The 16,882-nt window shown below is 72.3% G+C and carries 17 protein-coding genes; 10 read left to right on the forward strand and 7 right to left on the reverse strand.

Going from position 1 to position 16,882, the window contains the following annotated elements; genetic code table 11:
- Nucleotides 1-3: 3 nt before the first annotated feature.
- Both LV457_RS11960 and serS read right to left on the reverse strand, forming a co-directional pair.
- A complete protein-coding gene (locus tag LV457_RS11960; RefSeq protein ID WP_232171384.1) occupies nt 4-3,279 on the reverse strand; it encodes a BTAD domain-containing putative transcriptional regulator in 3,276 nt (1,091 codons plus the stop codon).
- A 30-nt stretch (nt 3,280-3,309) separates the two neighbouring features.
- On the reverse strand, nt 3,310-4,569 hold the full coding sequence (serS, locus tag LV457_RS11965) for a serine--tRNA ligase (protein WP_232171502.1): 1,260 nt from the start codon (nt 4,567-4,569) through the stop codon (nt 3,310-3,312).
- Nucleotides 4,570-4,710: 141 nt separating this feature from the next.
- Between serS and LV457_RS11970 the strand changes: the two genes are divergently transcribed.
- The 3 genes from LV457_RS11970 to LV457_RS11980 all read left to right on the forward strand — a co-directional run bounded on the left by LV457_RS11970 (nt 4,711) and on the right by LV457_RS11980 (nt 6,699).
- The gene (locus tag LV457_RS11970) at nt 4,711-6,078 is read left to right on the forward strand and encodes a septum formation family protein (RefSeq protein ID WP_232171385.1); all 1,368 of its coding nucleotides are present in this window, start codon (nt 4,711-4,713) and stop codon (nt 6,076-6,078) included.
- 17 nt (nt 6,079-6,095) lie between these two features.
- Nucleotides 6,096-6,434 carry a metallopeptidase family protein gene (locus tag LV457_RS11975; RefSeq protein ID WP_239030695.1) on the forward strand — a complete coding sequence of 113 codons (339 nt, stop codon included), beginning with the start codon at nt 6,096-6,098 and terminating at the stop codon, nt 6,432-6,434.
- Nucleotides 6,435-6,504: 70 nt separating this feature from the next.
- Nucleotides 6,505-6,699 (forward strand): hypothetical protein, encoded by a 195-nt coding sequence (locus LV457_RS11980; RefSeq protein ID WP_232171387.1) that lies wholly within the window; start codon nt 6,505-6,507, stop codon nt 6,697-6,699.
- Between the two features lie 2 nt (nt 6,700-6,701).
- On the opposite strand, the gene LV457_RS11985 is transcribed toward LV457_RS11980, so the two are convergent.
- Nucleotides 6,702-7,388, reverse strand: coding sequence for a histidine phosphatase family protein (locus LV457_RS11985; protein ID WP_232171388.1), 687 nt, complete (start codon nt 7,386-7,388; stop codon nt 6,702-6,704).
- Nucleotides 7,385-8,317 (reverse strand): prephenate dehydratase, encoded by a 933-nt coding sequence (pheA, locus tag LV457_RS11990; RefSeq protein WP_232171389.1) that lies wholly within the window; start codon nt 8,315-8,317, stop codon nt 7,385-7,387. The genes LV457_RS11985 and pheA overlap by 4 nt, the downstream gene beginning before the upstream one ends.
- A 110-nt stretch (nt 8,318-8,427) precedes the next feature.
- Between pheA and LV457_RS11995 the strand changes: the two genes are divergently transcribed.
- The 3 genes from LV457_RS11995 to LV457_RS12005 are packed head-to-tail and all read left to right on the forward strand — an operon-like array spanning nt 8,428 to nt 11,212.
- Nucleotides 8,428-9,198, forward strand: coding sequence for a DUF2470 domain-containing protein (locus LV457_RS11995; protein ID WP_232171390.1), 771 nt, complete (start codon nt 8,428-8,430; stop codon nt 9,196-9,198).
- 25 nt (nt 9,199-9,223) lie between these two features.
- On the forward strand, nt 9,224-9,997 hold the full coding sequence (locus LV457_RS12000; RefSeq protein ID WP_232171391.1) for a CPBP family intramembrane glutamic endopeptidase: 774 nt from the start codon (nt 9,224-9,226) through the stop codon (nt 9,995-9,997).
- A gap of 9 nt (nt 9,998-10,006) precedes the next feature.
- Complete coding sequence (locus tag LV457_RS12005; protein ID WP_232171392.1) at nt 10,007-11,212, forward strand: LCP family protein; 1,206 nt, start codon at nt 10,007-10,009, stop codon at nt 11,210-11,212.
- 9 nt (nt 11,213-11,221) lie between these two features.
- On the opposite strand, the gene LV457_RS12010 is transcribed toward LV457_RS12005, so the two are convergent.
- Genes LV457_RS12010 through LV457_RS12020 form a run of 3 tightly spaced genes read right to left on the reverse strand, consistent with a single transcriptional unit; the run spans nt 11,222 to nt 13,476 of the window.
- On the reverse strand, nt 11,222-12,052 hold the full coding sequence (locus LV457_RS12010; RefSeq protein ID WP_232171393.1) for a glycerophosphodiester phosphodiesterase: 831 nt from the start codon (nt 12,050-12,052) through the stop codon (nt 11,222-11,224).
- 4 nt (nt 12,053-12,056) lie between these two features.
- Entirely contained in the window at nt 12,057-13,106 is a 1,050-nt protein-coding gene (locus LV457_RS12015) for a DUF4328 domain-containing protein (protein WP_232171394.1), read from the reverse strand.
- Between the two features lie 19 nt (nt 13,107-13,125).
- The gene (locus tag LV457_RS12020) at nt 13,126-13,476 is read right to left on the reverse strand and encodes a rhodanese-like domain-containing protein (protein ID WP_232171395.1); all 351 of its coding nucleotides are present in this window, start codon (nt 13,474-13,476) and stop codon (nt 13,126-13,128) included.
- Nucleotides 13,477-14,002: 526 nt separating this feature from the next.
- Here LV457_RS12020 and LV457_RS12025 point away from each other — a divergent pair.
- The 4 genes from LV457_RS12025 to LV457_RS12040 all read left to right on the forward strand — a co-directional run bounded on the left by LV457_RS12025 (nt 14,003) and on the right by LV457_RS12040 (nt 16,581).
- Nucleotides 14,003-14,161, forward strand: coding sequence for a hypothetical protein (locus tag LV457_RS12025; RefSeq protein ID WP_232171396.1), 159 nt, complete (start codon nt 14,003-14,005; stop codon nt 14,159-14,161).
- Nucleotides 14,162-14,305: 144 nt separating this feature from the next.
- Nucleotides 14,306-14,926, forward strand: a complete 621-nt coding sequence (locus LV457_RS12030) for a superoxide dismutase (RefSeq protein WP_232171397.1) — start codon at nt 14,306-14,308, stop codon at nt 14,924-14,926.
- Nucleotides 14,927-15,116: 190 nt separating this feature from the next.
- Nucleotides 15,117-15,650: a peptidase gene (locus LV457_RS12035; RefSeq protein WP_232171398.1), complete on the forward strand. Its 534-nt coding sequence runs from the start codon at nt 15,117-15,119 to the stop codon at nt 15,648-15,650.
- Nucleotides 15,651-15,897: 247 nt separating this feature from the next.
- Nucleotides 15,898-16,581, forward strand: coding sequence for a TMEM165/GDT1 family protein (locus tag LV457_RS12040; RefSeq protein WP_232171399.1), 684 nt, complete (start codon nt 15,898-15,900; stop codon nt 16,579-16,581).
- Nucleotides 16,582-16,882: the final 301 nt, after the last annotated feature.

The following is a 16,882-nucleotide window of genomic DNA, read 5'->3' on the forward strand; positions in this document are numbered from 1 at the left end:
GAGTCAATCGATCAGGCGTGCGGCTTCCGCTGCCAGCCGCGCGCGCAACGCGTGCGCGGCCGCTCGGTGAGCCTGCGCGTGGTCGGTCGCCCCCAGCAGCTCCTCGACGGCGGCAAGCGCCTCGTCGACCGGTCCGGTGAGCAGGCTTCCGTTGTCGAGGCCGGCCATCCGTCCGCTGTACCCGGCAAGCTCCCGAGCGCAGTGTCGCGCTTCCACACGATCGCCGACAGCAGCGGCCGCGTGGGCTCGCAGCGTCGTCAGCGCCAGCCAGTAATAGGACCGCTCGACCGGACGCCTACGGGCCCACACCACATAAGCCTCGTCGGTGCGTCCCACCGACAACAGCGCGAGCACCGCAGCGTCGCTCACCATGGCCGAGACGTGATCGTTGATGAACACCAGTTCGTCGACCATCGGACCGAGGTCGCCCCGGGCAAGGCCGGCGGATACGCGGCCGACCACAGCCAAGTACTCGCCGTTGGCCGCGCCGTGCTCCGCCAGCCGCGCCGACCCCAGGAGATAGCGTTTCTCGCCCTCGTCGAGCCGGCCGGCCAACACCGTGAGCTGTGCGGTGAAGATGTCCAGCACGGTGAGCAGGTGTCCGAGCTGGCCGGTACGGGCGCGAGCGACTGCAAGGTCGACGTGGCGCTGCGCCGTCACAAGGTCGGAGCGACTCGCGGCGGACAGGAACACCAGCCAGTGCGCCACCGCCTCGTAATCGGCTTCACCCGCAGCTTGGGCATACCGGAGGAATTCCGCAGCAGCGGCATCGCGGTTGGCGGCATCGTCGGGGCCCAGCGCGCAGTATGCGGCCGCGTTCAGTGCCGCGCACGTCAACCTCGTGGTGCCGGGGTCCGCGCTGTCGAGACGGCGCGCCAACGCGACGGCCTGTGCGCTGGCGCTGCGCGCCGCCTCCGGCTCGGCCCCCTCCAATTCGGCGAACAGGGTCGCCAACAGCCTGACCCGGACCGGCCCGGGCACATCGGCCCGCAGTGTGCGGCGAAGCGGCTCGACGATGTCCTCATCGATGCCGTCGGTGGTCCGGATTCGCCAGACGAGGGGCGCGTCCCATGCCGACAGGGCGCGCATGGTGAGGTCGGGTTGACCGTCGACCATGGCGAGCGTGTGCTTCAGTTCAGCTCGTGCGGTCACCGCGTCGCCGGCGTTCGCCAACGATGCCACCAAGCGGCACCGTGCCTCGACCGTTGTGTCGAGGTCGAGTGGCGATGTCGGATGGGATCGCGCCAGCGCCAACATGTGCAACACCGACCGCCACAGCCTTGCCGCTTCGGTCGGTGCGCCCGCTGCGTCGGCGTCGCGTGCCGCGGTCATCGCGAACTGCGCTGCGTCCCAGGCGGTTTCGCTGGTCGCCGACGACACCGCGTGGTGTGCTAGTTGGGTGGCGTCGGTCTTTCGACCCGGTCGACGCAGCATGTCGAGTGCGGCGGCGTGCAGTCGGGTACGACGCAGCAACGACAAGTCCTCGTACAGGGTGTCACGGATGAGCGCGTGCGCGAACCGAAGGCGTGTCGGCGCGGGTTCGTCCAGCAAGCCGGCCAGCACCGCCGGTTCGAGTGCCTCGAGCAGATCGTCGACATCGCGGCCGCTGAGTTCGGCGAGCAGGTCCATGTCGATATCGCGGCCGAGGACCGCCGCCTGTCGCAGTGTCGTCACCGTGACGCCCGGCAGCCGGGCCAGCCGACGCCGCAATACGTCTCGAACACCTACTGGCACGCCGCGCAAGCCGTGCGCGCCCTCCGCGGACACCAGGCGGGCCATCTCTCGCACGAACAGCGGGTTCCCGCCCGTGCGCTCACGCAGGATCCGCAGCGTCTCACCACTGACCGCGGGCAACCCGTGGTCGTCAAGCAGCGCGGTGGTGGCAGCCGCATCGAGGCCGGCAAGCAACAGGTGCGCCGAAGTGTGCGCGATGAGCGCGGCCCGTGCGCTCTCCACCTCAGAGTCCGACTCCGACGGTCGATACGTGCCCACCACCAACATCGGTTCGTCGTTCAAACGGGCGGTGACCAACCGCAAGAGCTCCAGCGTGAGCCCGTCGGTGCGGTGGAGATCATCGATGATGATGGCGAGTGGTCGGCGGGCCGCCGCCTGCTGCAACACCTCGGCCAGCGCATCAGCCATCCAGAACGAGCCCGATCCGCGGCCCGCAGAACCCTCGTGCAGCAGCGGTCCGAGCGCCTCGCGCCCGTGAGACGGCTTGACGTCGTCGGCGAGATCACGCAGGACCTCGGTCCACGCCCATCCGGGCGGCGCGCCGTCGGTCTCCGGGCAGCTGCCGAAGGTGGTGCGGAAACCGCTGTGGCGGAGCCGTTGCGCGGCGGTGCGCACGAGCGCGGTCTTACCTGCGCCCGCTTCGCCGCCGATCCAGACGATCCGGCTGCATCCGGCGGCAGCCTCCGCACCCGCCCGCTCGATGGCGGTGAGTTCGTCGTCTCGGCCCCGTAGCGGCGCCGCTGCCGCACCCGGCCGCGGGGCAGCCGGCGGTGTGGGAACGGGGGTCGCGCTGGGGATTACCAGCCGGTCGGCGTGTTGGAGAATGTCGGATTCGAGTTGACGCAGGACGGGACCGGGCTCCAGCCCGAGCTCGTCGAGAAGGTGGCCCCTGACCCGGCGCAGGACATCCAGCGCCGCGGCCTGATTGCCGGTCCGGTAGAGCGCGGTTGCGAGCAGGCACGCCGCGTGCTCCCGGCTGGGATGCTCGCTGACATGGCGCTGCATCGCCGAAATCACCTGGCTGTCGCGGCCGAGGGACAGCTGTGTCTGCGCGCTCGCCTCCGCCGCAGCGAGCCGCAACTCTGCCAGCCTGCTCACCTCGGCGGCGGCCCACAACGCGTCGCCCACCTCGCCGAACGGTTCTCCGACCCACAGGCTCAGCGCCTCGTCCAGTAGGACCGCGCGCCGCTCTCCCTCCGTTTCCCGTTGCGCCTGGGCAACCAACGCTTCGAAACGCCAGGAGTCCACCTGCTCGTCCGGCAACCTCAGGCAGTAACCGGGCGCGGCGCTGACCACGACGGTGGCCGGTGCGCGGCGCGGCCGATCGGGCTCCAGCGCCCGTCGCAGGTGCGATATGTAAACCTGCAGGGCCGCCAGCGCTTTCGGCGGCGGTTCGCCGTGCCAGAGATCTTCGGTGAGGCGGTCGACCGACACGACGTGGCCGTGAGCCAGCACCAGCCGGGCGAGCAGCGCGCGTTGGCGTGGACCGCCGAGGTCGACGGGTTCGTCCCCGACCCACGCACGGACCTGGCCCAGTACGGCCACTCGGACGGGGGCTGGCGTTGCCATCGGGCGTCAGCGCACCGGTTCGAGCACCTCGGTGCCGACGAACGGCACCAGCGCGGCCGGCACCCGCACACTGCCGTCGGGCTGCTGGTGGTTCTCCAGGATCGCCACCAGCCAGCGGGTGGTCGCGAGGGTGCCGTTGAGCGTCGCCGCGATCTGCGGCCGCCCGGCGTCGTCGCGGTAGCGCACCGACAGCCGGCGCGCCTGGAACGTCGTGCAGTTCGACGTCGAGGTGAGCTCGCGGTAGGTCTGCTGCGTGGGAACCCATGCCTCGCAGTCGAACTTGCGGGCGGCGGACGCGCCGAGGTCACCCGCGGCGACGTCGATCACGCGGTAGGGCACCTCGACCAGCGCCAGCATCTCCCGCTCCCAGCCCAGCAGCCGCTGGTGCTCGGCCTCGGCGTCCTCGGGGCGGCAGAACACGAAGCCCTCGACCTTGTCGAACTGGTGCACGCGGATGATGCCGCGGGTGTCCTTGCCGTAGCTGCCGGCCTCGCGGCGGAAGCACGTCGACCAGCCGGCGTAGCGCCGCGGCCCGGCCGACAGGTCGAGGATCTCGTCGGCGTGGTAGCCGGCCAGCGGCACCTCCGAGGTGCCGACGAGGTACATGTCGTCGGCCTCGAGGCGGTAGATCTCGTCGGCGTGCGCACCGAGGAAGCCGGTGCCGGCCATCACCTCCGGGCGCACCAGCACCGGCGGGATCATCAGCGTGAACCCGTTGCTGGTCGCCAGCCGCACCGCCAGCTGCATGATGCCCAGCTGCAGCAGCGCGCCCGCGCCGGTGAGGAAGTAGAACCGCGAGCCCGACACCTTGGCGCCGCGCTCCGTGTCGATGAGCCCGAGCGATTCGCCGAGCTGCAGGTGGTCTCTGGGGTCGGCGATCGCCGGCGGCTCCCCCACGACGTCGAGCACCGCGAAGTCGTCCTCGCCGCCGGGCGGCACGCCGTCGAGGATCACGTTCGGGATGGCGGTGTGCGCGGCGGCGAACGCCTGTTCGGCCTGGGCCTGCTCGGCCTCGGCGGCCTTGACCCTGGCCGCGAGCTCCGCGGCGGCGGCGACCATGGCGGGCCGGTCCTCCCTGGCGGCGGCCCCGATCCGCTTGCTGGCCGCCTTTTGCTCGGCGCGCAGCGCGTCGGCGGTGGCGATGGCAGACCGGCGGCGGGCGTCGGCGGCCAGCAGGGCGTCCACCAGCTCAGGATCCTCACCGCGGCTGCGCTGCGAGCGCCGTACCGCGTCCGGATCCTCGCGCAGCACCTTGAGGTCGATCACGGGCTGCAACCCTACTGCGGCCCGCCCGCCGCCGACCACCGCGAGGGACACCGGCAGCGGTGCGGCCCCGGCCGGCGCGGGCCACAACCCCATAACGTTACAACTGCATCACTTGTCACAGCGGGCGCCACGCCTGTCAGAATGGAGGCGATGTCCGACCTCCCCGAGCAGGAAGAACCGCGCGCCGATCGCCGCCCGCGGTGGCGACTGCGGGCGCCGTGGTGGAGCACGCTGCAGGCGACGGCCACCCGGCGGGCGCTGCTGCTGACCGCCCTCGGGGCGCTCCTCATCGCCGGCCTCACCACCGCACTGGGCCTGCGCCTGAGCGAGCCGGGACAGCTGGTCGCCTACATCGACGGCGATCCGGTGCCGAGCACCGGCTCTCGCAGCAACGCGTCGTTCAACAGCGCCCGCAGCGGCGACTGCCTCACCTGGCCCGACGAGATGCCGGACGACGCCACGATCGTCGGCTGCAAGGACGACCACCGTTTCGAGGTGGCCGAGTCGGTCGACATGCGGACCTTCCCGGGCAGCGAGTACGGCCCCGACGCCGCGCCGCCGTCGCCGGCCCGCATCCAGCAGATCAGCCAGGAGCAGTGCCAGGTCGCCGTCGAGCGCTACCTCGGCCCGAAGTACGACCCCAACAGCCGCTTCAGCATCAGCATGCTCTGGCCGGGCGACAAGGGCTGGACCCAGCACGGCGAGCGCCGGGTGCTGTGCGGTCTGCAGCTGCAGGGGGCCAAGAACCTGCCCGTGCTGTTCCGGGGCAAGGTCGCCGACATCGACCAGTCGAAGGTGTGGCCCGCCGGCACCTGCCTGGGCATCGATCCCAGCACCAACCAGCCGACCGACGTCCCGGTGGATTGCGCGTCCCCGCACGCGATGGAGGTCACCGGCACGGTGAACGTCGGCGAGCGCTTCCCCGGCGGGCTGCCGCCCGAACCGGAGCAGGACGGCTTCATCAAAGAGGCCTGCACTCGGATGACCGACGCCTACCTGGCGCCGGTGGCGCTGCGCGCCACTACGCTCACCCTCATCTACAGCACGGTGTCGCTGCCGAGCTGGACGGCGGGCAGCCGCCAGGTGTCGTGCAGCATCGGCGCCACGCTGGGCAACGGCGGCTGGGCGACGCTGATCAACAGCGCCAAGGGCGCCCTGCTCATCAACGGACAACCGCCGGTGCCGCCGCCGGACATCCCCGACGAGCGGCTGAACCTGCCGCCCATCCCGCTTCCCGTCGACGTCACGCCGGCCACCGCACCCGAGACCGACCAGTCGTCACAGACCGGCACCACCTCGCAGCCCACCAGCGCCGGGAACACCCCGTCGACGCCGGCCGCGCCCGGTCCCGGCCCGCTGCCAGGACCCGCGCCCGCCGAACCCGCACCAGCACCGCCCGCCGAACCAGCACCTGCACCTGCACCCGCACCAGCACCGCCGGCCGAACCGGCGCCCGCTCCGGCGCCGGCGCCCGCGCCCGCCGAACCCGCACCGCCGCCCGGGCAGTAGCCGGCGTGGCCGTCGAGATGAGCGCGCAGCGGTTCGACGAGCTGGTGTCCGACGCGCTCGACGCGATCCCGCCGGAGCTGACCGCCGCGCTGGACAACGTGGTGGTGCTCGTCGAGGACCGCCACCCCGACGAGCCGGACCTGCTCGGGCTGTACGAGGGCGTCGCGCTGACCGAACGGGACTCCTGGTACACCGGCGCGCTGCCGGACGCCATCACCATCTACCGCGGCGCCCTGCTCGACATGTGCGACACCGAGGACGAGGTGGTCGAGGAGGTGGCGGTGACCGTCATCCACGAGATCGCGCACCACTTCGGGATCGACGACGCCCGGCTCCACGAGCTCGGTTGGGGCTGACCGGCTCTCGCCGGCCGGCGTCGGGCGTGGCAGCCGGCACCTGTCGGACCCCGGTGGTAGGACTGGTGTCATGGGTCGGGGATGCCGCCACTGCGCCGAGGGGCTCGAACACTGCCACGGCACGCTGGTGCACCACGCGTGGCGGCGCAGCGAGTGCACCGAGGACGGCTGCGTGACGGTCGAGGTCGCCCATACGTTCAGCATCGACTGCGCGGCGGTCGGCTGCGACTGCGCGCAGCTCGAACGCCTGCACGCCGCGAGCTGACGTCAGCCCATCGGGTCGTCGCCGCCGAGCTCCGCCGCCGGCGGCATACCCGCCGGATCGGGCAGGAACGGCGGCGTGTGCGCGCCCCACTGCACGCAGCTCCACCGCCCGTCGGTGACCGGCGCGAGCACCACGGCCTCGGTGTTCGCGAGGTGGTGCTCGACGGCGAAGGTGCCGTCGACGCCGGACAGCACCGCGCCGGCCAGCCGGATCGCCGCGCCGTGGCTCACCACGACGATGTCGTCGGTCCACGCGTCGTCGTCGAGGTAGCGCAGCCGCAGTTCGGTCAGGACGGGAAGGTAGCGGTCCAGCACGTCGGCCGCCGATTCGCCGCCGGGCAGGGCGAGCCCGAGGTCGCCGGCATGCCACCGCGCGTAGACGTCGTTGAAGGTGGTGATCGCCTCGTCGTCGTTGCGCAGCTCCAGGTCGCCCACCTGCACCTCGTGGATGCCCTCGACGCGCTGCTTCCCCAGCCGGGCAACCCGTGCGATCTCCTCGGCGGTCTGGGCGGCGCGGACGGCTTCGGAGTGCAGCAGCATGCCGATCCGCAGCGGATGGGAGGCGGCGAACTGCCCGGCCTGCTCGCGCCCCAGCGGGGTGAGCTCCGCACCGGGCGGGCGGGTGTCGAGCCTGCGCTCGACGTTGCTGAGCGATTGCCCGTGGCGCAGCAACACCAACCGGCCGCTCACCGGGCGCTGTCTCCCGGCGCACCGCCGCGCAGCGCCGTCAACCACGCCGCGGCCTCGTCGTCGTCGGGCGGTGTCGCGCCGAGGGGAGAACCGGTCGGCCAGGAACCCAGGTATCGCACATCAGCACAACGCCGGTGGAGCGCTTTGAGTGCCTCGGCGACGGCCGCGTCGTCGATGTGGCCGACGAAGTCGAGGAAGAACAGGTAGGTGCCCAGTTCGGTGCGGGTCGGGCGGGACTCGATGCGGGTCAGGTCGATGTCGCGGATGCCGAGCTCGTTCATCACGGTCACCAGGGCGCCGGGGCGGTTCTCGACCCGCAGCACCACCGACGTGCGGTCGTTGCCGGTGCGCGGCGGTGGCGGCGCCGGCGGTCCGGCCAGCACGAACCGGGTCCGCGCGTTCGGCTCGTCGACCACGTCGGCGGCCAGCACGTCGAGGCCGTAGCGCTGCGCTGCCAGCGCGGTGGTGACCGCGGCGTCGGCGCGCCCGGCGGCCACCTCGGCGGCGGCGGCGGCGTTCGACAGCGCCGGGGTCTGCCGCGCGGCGGGCAGGTGGGCGGCGAGCCAGCGGCGCACCTGCGCGGCGGCCACCGGGAACGCCGCGACGGTGCCGACGCCCGCCGCGGTGACGCCCGGCCGGGCCGCGATCGCAAAGGCGACGTCGAGCGTCAACTCGGCGAACAACCGCAGCGGCGCGCCGGCGGCCAGCCCGTCGAGGGTGGTGGCGATCGATCCGTCGATCGAGTTCTCGATGGGCACGCAGGCGAAGTCGGCGTCGCCGTCGCGCACGGCCGACAGCGCGGCGACCGCGCTGTCGGCGCCGACGGGCTCGACGTCGCCGGCCCCGGGGATCAGCCCGGCGGCGGCCATCTGGAGCAGCGCCGCCTCGGTGAAGGTCCCCTCCGGACCCAGAAAGGCGATGCGCGGCACGTCCCGAACCCTATCCGGTCGCCGGTGGGCCGCCGGAGGTCTTGCGGGTCCAGCCAACGCTCACTTAGGTTAGGGTTGCCTAACATGAACGCCGAAGCGAAGGACCGCGCATGACGCTGACGACCCCGACATCACCGACCACCGCCGAGCGGATCCGCAGCGCGTGTGCCCGCGACTGCGGCGCGATGCTCGCGGTCGACGGCGTCGAACCGGCCCCCACCGCCGTGCATCACCTGCTGCCCGACGGCTCCTTCGCGGTCACCGTCCCCGCCGACGGCGCCGCCGCTGCCCGAGTGATCAGCGGCGGGCACGGCGGTGTGCAGGCGGTGCTCGAGCTCACCGATTTCGCCCCGCTGGCGCTGCGGGAACCGGTCCGCTCACTGGTGTGGATCGGCGGGCGACTGCGGTGCGTGCCGGCGGCGGACGTGCCCGCCCTGCTGGATCTCATCGCCGAGGCCGACCCGAACCCGGCGCTGCTAGCGGTCGAGCACGACACGACGCTCATGCGGCTGGAGGTGGAGTCCGTCGTGGTCGCCGACGCCACCGGCGCCGAAGCCGTTCCCGTCAGCGCCCTGCTCGACGCCGAGCCCGACCCGTTCTGCGGCATGGAGCACTGCTGGCTCCGCCACATCGACACCGACCACCCCGACGTCGTCGCGCGGCTCGCGAACCGGCTGCCGGCCGGCCTGCGGCGGGGCTCGGTGCGCCCGCTGGGGATCGACCGCTACGGCGTGCGGCTGCGGGTCGAATCCGTCGACGGCGATCACGACATCCGGCTGCCGTTCCACAAGCCCGTCGACGATCTGGCCGGCCTGTCGCAGGCCATCCGCATCCTGCTGGGCTGCCCCTTCCTCAACGGTCTGCGCGCCCGCCGGACCTGACGCGGCGGCCGCTACGGTGGCCTGCGTGACGCCGGCCGACGCCCCCGACGGCGACGACCGGCGGGCGATCCGCATCGAGATCGCCGTCGTGCTCGGGGTGACGTTCGGGATCAGCGCGATCACGGCCGTGCTGCGGCTCACCGACGCGGTGCTGCGGAACCTCGGCGACACCCGCGCGATCCTCAACCCCCGGCGCTCCTACGTCGACCTCGTCGACCTCGGCCTGAACCTCGCCTCGATCGCGCAGCTGCTGGCGTGGGGCGCGCTGGCGGTCTACCTGCTGTGGCGCAGCGGCATCGGCCCCGCGCGGCTGGGGCTGGGACGGTTCGCGTGGCGCCCCGACGGGCTCGGCGGGCTGGGGCTCGCGGCGCTGATCGGCTTGCCCGGGCTCGGGCTGTACGCCCTCGCCCGGCACCTCGGTCTCAACTCCGACGTCGTCCCGTCGACGCTCGACGACACCTGGTGGCGGGTGCCGGTGCTGATCGCGGCGTCGTTCGGCAACGGCTGGGCCGAAGAGGTGATCGTCGTCGGCTATCTGCTCACCCGGTTGCGGCAGCTCGGCTGGTCACCGGCGCGGGCGATCGCGGCGTCGGCGCTGCTGCGGGGCGCCTACCACCTGTATCAGGGCTTCGGCGGCGGCCTGGGCAATGTCGCGATGGGCGTGGTGTTCGGCTACCTGTACCGGCGCACCGGCCGGCTGTGGCCGCTGATCGTCGCCCACACCGTGATCGACGTGGTGGCGCTGGTGGGATACGCGCTGTTCGCCGGGCCGCTGGGGCTCGCCGGCGGCACCGCCTAGATTTGCGTCGTGGCAGACGATCGGCGCGCGTACCCGGCGGGTGATCCGCGCCGCCGGGGGCCGCGCCGGCCCGCGCCGCCCCGGGAAGGACCGCAGGTGCTGCGTCGGCCGGCCGCCCCGCCGCCGCGCATGCCGCCGCCCGGCCATCGGCCCGCGGTCGCCCCACGGCCGTACCGGCCCGCCGCGGCCCCACCATCCGGGCCGCGCCCCGCACCACCCCGACCGGCCGCGACGCGGCCCCGGCCGCCCGCCCGGCGCCGCCCCCGGCGCTGGGGCCGCTGGCTGGGGGTGTGCCTGGTGCTGGTGTTGGCGGCGACGGGCGGGCTGGCGCTGTGGCTCGATACGTCCCTGCACCGCACGGCGGTGTTCGCCGACTACGCCGAGCGGCCCGACGCCGGCCGGGGCACCACCTGGCTGCTGGTCGGATCGGACAGCCGCGACGCGCTGACCCCGGAGCAACAGGCCGAGCTGGCCACGGGCGGTGACGTGGGCAGCCGCACCGACACCATCATGGTGGTGCACATCCCCCGCATCGGGTCGTCGGCGCCGGTCGCGATGATCTCCATCCCCCGCGACTCGCTCGTCGAAATCCCCGGCTACGGCAGCGACAAGGTGAACGCCGCGTTCTCCTACGGCGGGCCGGCGCTGTTGGCGCAGACGGTCGAACTGGCGACCGGGCTGCGGTTCGACCACTACGCCGAGGTCGGCTTCGGCGGGTTCGCGACCGTGGTCGACGCGGCCGGCGGCGTGACGGTGTGCCCGCCCGAGCCGATCGACGACCCGCTCGCCGGCATCAACCTGCCCGCCGGCTGTCAGCGCGTCGACGGTCGCCAGGCGCTGGGCTACGTCCGGACCCGCGCAACCCCCCGCGCCGACCTCGACCGGATGGCCCACCAGCGGGCGTTCCTGTCGACGCTGCTGCACCGCGTGGCCAGCCCGGCGGTGTGGCTCAACCCGCTGCGCTGGTATCCGCTCGCCACGTCGGCCACCGACGCGCTGACCGTCGACGACGACTGCCACATCTGGAGCCTCGCTCGGCTCGGCTGGGCGATACGGGGCGACATGGTGACCACCACGGTGCCGATCGGCGGCTCCGACGAGGGCGCCTACGGGTCGGCCGTGGTCTGGGATTCCGACGCGGCCGGCCGGCTGTTCGCGGCGGTCGCCGCCGACGCGCCGCTGCCCGCCGACGCGCTGGACGCCTCGACACCCTGACCGTGGGCCTCAGCGGCGCGGCGAGTCGGTGAGCCCGCGCTCCAGCCAGCTCTTGGTGCGGCCGGGATAGTTCGTCGCGATCCACGCCACGCCGTGACGCCGACAGAACTCCACGTCCTCGTAGTGGTCGACGGTCCAGCAGTACGTCGCCCGGCCCGCCGCGGCGGCCCGGTCCACCAGCTCCGGGTTCGCGCGCAGCGACGCGATCGACGGGCCCACCGCGGTCGCGCCGACCGTGGTGGCCGCCGTGCCGCTCAGCAGCCGGGTCGCGCCGCCGAGCAGGACCGTCGGGAGCATGGGCGCCGACCGCCGCACGCGCCACACGGCCGTGGCGGAGAACGACATGATGACGGCCCGCGAGCGGTCGGCGGAGGGCGGCGACGCGACGCCGTACCGGTGCAACAGCGCGAGCACCTTGCTCTCGACCAGCGCGCCGTACCGCGTCGGGTGCTTGGTCTCGATGAACAGCTTCACGGGCCGCTGCCAGTCCAGGACCAGCGCCATGAGCGCGTCGAGGGTGAGCATGTCGGTGATGTCCTCGAGCGGAGGCTCGGCGGCGTGCCAGGCGCCGTAGTCGTGGCGGCGCAGCTCGTCCAGCGACAGCCCGCTGACGCGGCCGCGACCCGTCGAGGTCCGATCGATGCGCCGGTCGTGCACGCACACCAGGTGGCCGTCGCGGGTGAGCCGGACGTCGCACTCGAGTCCGTCGGCCCCGTGCTGCAGCGCTAGGTCGTAGGCCGCCAGCGTGTGCTCGGGGCGGTCGGCGGATGCCCCGCGGTGCGCGACCACGAACGGATGGTCGTAGCGCACGCCGTCCGGTGAGCCCGAGCCCCACTGCATGGGCTCATGCTGCCGGTTCTGCCCGCATCTGCTCAACCGGAACGCGGGAAGCGTCCGGTGAACGATCTGCGACGTCCGCTGGCGCCGGCGCCTCGCGGGGCACCACGACCCACCGGTGGGCGGGCCGCTGCACCGGGGCGGCCTCGAACCGGGCGACGAGGCGCGCCGCGAGCAGCACCGCGGCGGTGGCAAGCAGATAGGCGATCACGAACCACTCGGTGTTGTCGGCGATGCCCTGGGTGTCTGGTTGCCGCGCCGTGAACACCGCCCAGAGCGGCACCGCGGTGGCCCACAGCGACGCCAGGTACGAGGCCACCCAGACCAGCCACCAGGTGGTGACGGGCCGGCGCATCGGGGTGTACCGGCCCTCCAGCATCGCCAGTTCGATCAGGAAGACCGGCGCCCAGAACAGGTTCGCGACGGGGAGCAGGCAGCCGAGCCGGATCGCACCCGGCCGACGCGGGTCCTGCTGGCGCTGGTGCGCGAACGCCGCGGCACGCCGGGCGATGAGCCATTCGGTGAGCACGACCGCTACCGCGACCGCCGCGAAGATCGCGAGCACACCCACCACCCGGGGCGGCCACACCCCGAACCACGCGATCGCCCGCGGCAGCAGGACCGAGCGGTTCCACACCATCAGCAGGTAGCGGACGAGGTACAGCAGCGCCGCGGCGCCGAGCACGCCGGTGCCCAGCAGCAGCGTCAACCGGACCATCCGGTACGACGGGCCGACCTGGGCGGCCGATGCGCGCTCATCCGCCGTGCGCGGCGGATCCACCAGCCCCCAGCGCGGGATGGTGGCGTAGCGCGGGGTGGGCCCCAGCGAGGTCCGGCGCGGACCGCGCCGCGGCGGCGCACCGGGCCGCAGCGCGATCCAGCGGTAGCCGGGCGGCAGATTCGTCGCCCCGCGCGGCGACGACGGCGTGGGCGCGCCCGGCGCGGGTGACGGATCAGCGCTGGGCGCCAGCAGGGTGCCCTGGCAGCGCGGACACCACACCCGCCGGCGGTCGCGGACGTTCCACCGCGTCCCGCACCGCGAGCACACCTGGATCATCGGACCAGCCTAACGACGCTCACACCGCGCCGGGCGACCCGTCGTCGGTGACCACCGGGCGCCCGGCGGCGGCCCAGGCGAGCATGCCGCCCGTCACGTTGGCCGGTTCGTAGCCCTGGGTCCGGAGGTACTCGGCCACCTTCAGCGAGCGGCCGCCGGCCATGCACACGACGAACAGCTCGGCGTCACGGTCGATCTCGTGGAGCCGCGCCGGCACCTCGCCCATCGGGATGTGCAGCGCACCCGGCGCGTGGCCGCGGCGCCACTCGTCGGGTTCGCGAACGTCCAGCAACACCGCGGGCGGCTCGACGGTCGCCGGGACGGCGTCAATGCCGACGTGGCGGACGTCGCGGTCGGATTCTGCGCCCATTCCTCGATGGTGGCAGACGACCACCGGACGCGCCGGCTTGCGGCCGCCGGCCGCGCCGAACTGCTGGACATTCACCGCACGGTTGCGGCCGGAAAGTCGCGGCCCATTCCGGCGGCTCCGCTTAGCAACGCCCTTTCAGCATTGCGTTATCCACAGTTTCCACAGGTTGATCCACAGGCCCGGCCCGCCGTCGGCGGCGCTGCGGCCGCCGTGTCCGGCGGTTTGTGGCGCAGGCCACACCGATGCTGTGGATAACGGTGAACGGCACATGACGTCCGATCAACACGAATGTTTCCCAGCGAGCGAAACGCCTTCCGCCGCCGTTTGCCCGCGGGGGCCCGGGGGTAATCGACAGTCGGAGCGGGTGTCGTAACGAGGCCTCGCGAGACGGCGATATTCGAGCGTCATCGCGTCGTCTCGACAGGACTTTGCTCGACTCCGCGGAGGGGTTATGATCGGCGCGAGCAGCCGTTTTTGTGATCGATCTCACCGAGGACACGCTATCCATGCAGGCCAGGGGCATTCGATGACGACCCATCCGTTCGGCGGCGATCCCGCCGGCAATCAGTCGTCGTGGACGTCCGCCGGCGCGGCGTACAACCGTTCCCAGTTGATGGCCGCCATGCGGGCGTTGGTCATCGCGCTGGTGTTGCTCGGCGTCCTCGCCGTCGTCGTCCTGTTCTGATCCGCGCCCGTCGCGCGCCCGGAGGCGCATCCTTGCGGTGCGGGCTGCCATGGAGCAGTGTTGACCTTCGTGCCGGTTCGCCCGACGATCCGGCACGCGTCCTTGCGAGTGGAGCGTCATAGCCCATCGAATGAAAGGAATCACGTGGCCGAATACACCCTGCCGGATCTCCCTTACGACTACGGCGCCTTGGAACCGCACATCTCGGGTCAGATCAACGAGATCCACCACAGCAAGCACCACGCGACCTACGTGAAGGGCGTCAACGACGCCATCGCCAAACTGGAGGAGGCGCGGGCCAACGACGACCACGCGGCCATCTTCCTCAACGAGAAGAACCTCGCGTTCCATCTCGGCGGGCATGTCAACCACACCATCTGGTGGAAGAACCTGTCGCCGGACGGCGGCGACAAGCCGACCGGTGAGCTGGCAGCCGCGATCGACGACCAATTCGGTTCGTTCGACAAGTTCCGCGCGCAGTTCGCGGCCGCCGCGAACGGCCTGCAGGGTTCGGGGTGGGGCGTCCTGGGATACGACACGCTGGGTAACCGGCTGCTCACCTTCCAGCTCTTCGACCAGCAGGGCAACGTGCCGCTGGGCATCATCCCCCTGCTGCAGGTCGACATGTGGGAGCACGCCTACTACCTGCAGTACAAGAACGTGAAGGCCGATTACGTCAAGGCGTTCTGGAACGTCGTCAATTGGGCCGACGTCCAGCAGCGCTTCGAGGCCGCCACGTCGAAGGGCAGTGGTCTCATCTTCTGACCGGGGCACCGCACCGCATCGGGGGCGTCGCGCATCGCGCGGCGCCCCTGCTGTTTCCCCGCGCACCCGGATTGGCACTCGCGTGCACTTGTGTGCCAGGTGGGGCGTCGATCATGCTGTGCCGATCGACCCGGCGTGGTGTCGCCTGCACTGTTCGTATTCGCAGACGTCGGAGAGGATCACGGTACGGATGACGACTTGGTCCGACCGGGCGATCGGTATCGCCCCCTTCCAATCCGGGGGTTCGCTCAAGGGTTTCGTGGTGTCGGGCCGCTGGCCGGACTCGACGAAGGAGTGGGCGCAACTCCTCATGGCCGCGGTCCGGGTGGCGTCGCTGCCCGGTCTGCTCTCCACCACGACGATCTTCGGTGTCCGCGAGGAACTTCCGGATGCGCCCAGCCCCGGCACGGTCGGACTGGTCATCGCCGAGGGGACGGTGGTCGGCGAGACTTCCCTGGCGCCAGGGCATTTCACCGACCGCCAGCCGCCGGCGCTGATGATGCTGCACCCGCCGTCGGAGACCACGCCGTCGCTGCCCGAATGTTCCGGTGCGGCTTCGGGTTGCGTGCTGCTCCCGGGCTTGCCGCACCTCGGGCTGGAGCACCGCGCGGCGTGGGTGGAGGCGGAGGCCGACGGCACCGTCACGTCGATGGTCAGCCGGGTCGGCGTGGACCCGATCAGTGATCCCGACACCGCCATCCTCGCGATGCTGCTTGCCGCATAACCACTTTCGCCCCTGCTGACCTGCGGCTTACGGGTCCCCGAAACCGCCTAACGGGGTTGGCGCCTGGCGCGTCCTTCACTACATTGGCAGCAGCGAAGGGGAGTAGTCCCCAATCGTCGTGTCGACATATCGGCCCCGCGGGGGCCCGGCCGGCGGACCGTCTGGTGGTCGAAGGCGGTGGGCGAGACCTTCGACTCCGATCCGCCGGTGGCGTGCACCGGCGGCGACGCGTCGAGAGGTGGTCCGGATGCTCGCTGCCACCCTGGTCAGCTTCGGCGTGGTCTTCCTGGCCGAACTCGGCGACAAGTCCCAGCTGATCGCCATGACCTACGCGCTGCGCCACCGGTGGTGGGTGGTGCTCTCCGGTGTCGCCGTCGCCGCCTTCCTCATCCACGGGCTGTCGGTGCTCGTCGGGCACTTCCTCGGGCTGACGCTGCCGCAGCGGCCCATCGCCGTCGCCGCCGCGCTGGCCTTCCTCGGGTTCGCGGTGTGGACGTGGTGGGACGGTCGCCGCCAGGACGACGACGGGCCGGTGACCGCCGGCGGGGCACCGCGGTACGTGGTGCTGGCGGTGATCTCGTCCTATCTGCTGGCGGAACTGGGCGACAAGACGATGCTCGCCACGGTGGCGCTCGCCAGCGAGCACGACTGGACCGGGGTGTGGCTCGGCGCCACGCTGGCGATGGTCGTCGCCGACGGCCTCGCGATCGCGCTGGGCGTGGCCCTCCACAAGCAGCTCCCCGAACGCTTCCTGCACTCGCTGGCCGGCGTGCTCTTCCTGCTGGTCGGCCTGTGGCTGTTGTTCTACAGCGCGCTGCGGATGCCGCACGTCGCCGTCGTCGTCACCGTCACGGCCGCGCTCGTCGCCATCGGCATCGGCGCGGTCCGCGTCGGACGCGCCCGCCGCGGCGCGGCCTCGCGGACCACCTGAGCAGGCCCGTAAGGACGATGCGGGCGGGACCACCTGCCGATGCGCTGCGCTACGGCCGCGTCGCCGCTATCGTCTCCTGCGGCAGCCAAGCCGCCGGGGCCGTCGCGGCCCCTCGACCATGGGATGTAGCAAAGTCGCTGACGGCTCCGTCAGCCCGTGGGTTCCGTTGCCTCGACCAGCCGGCGCCCCCGCTGTTCGCTGACGGCGTAGCACGGGGTCCGTCGCACGTGTGGCCGTCGCGACACGCCGAGGAGCCGCACGAATTGCCGCCTTTGACGGGTTTTCGGTGGTAGAAAGTGCT

This window comes from Mycobacterium sp. MYCO198283, assembly GCF_021213805.1.
GTDB lineage: Bacteria > Actinomycetota > Actinomycetes > Mycobacteriales > Mycobacteriaceae > Mycobacterium.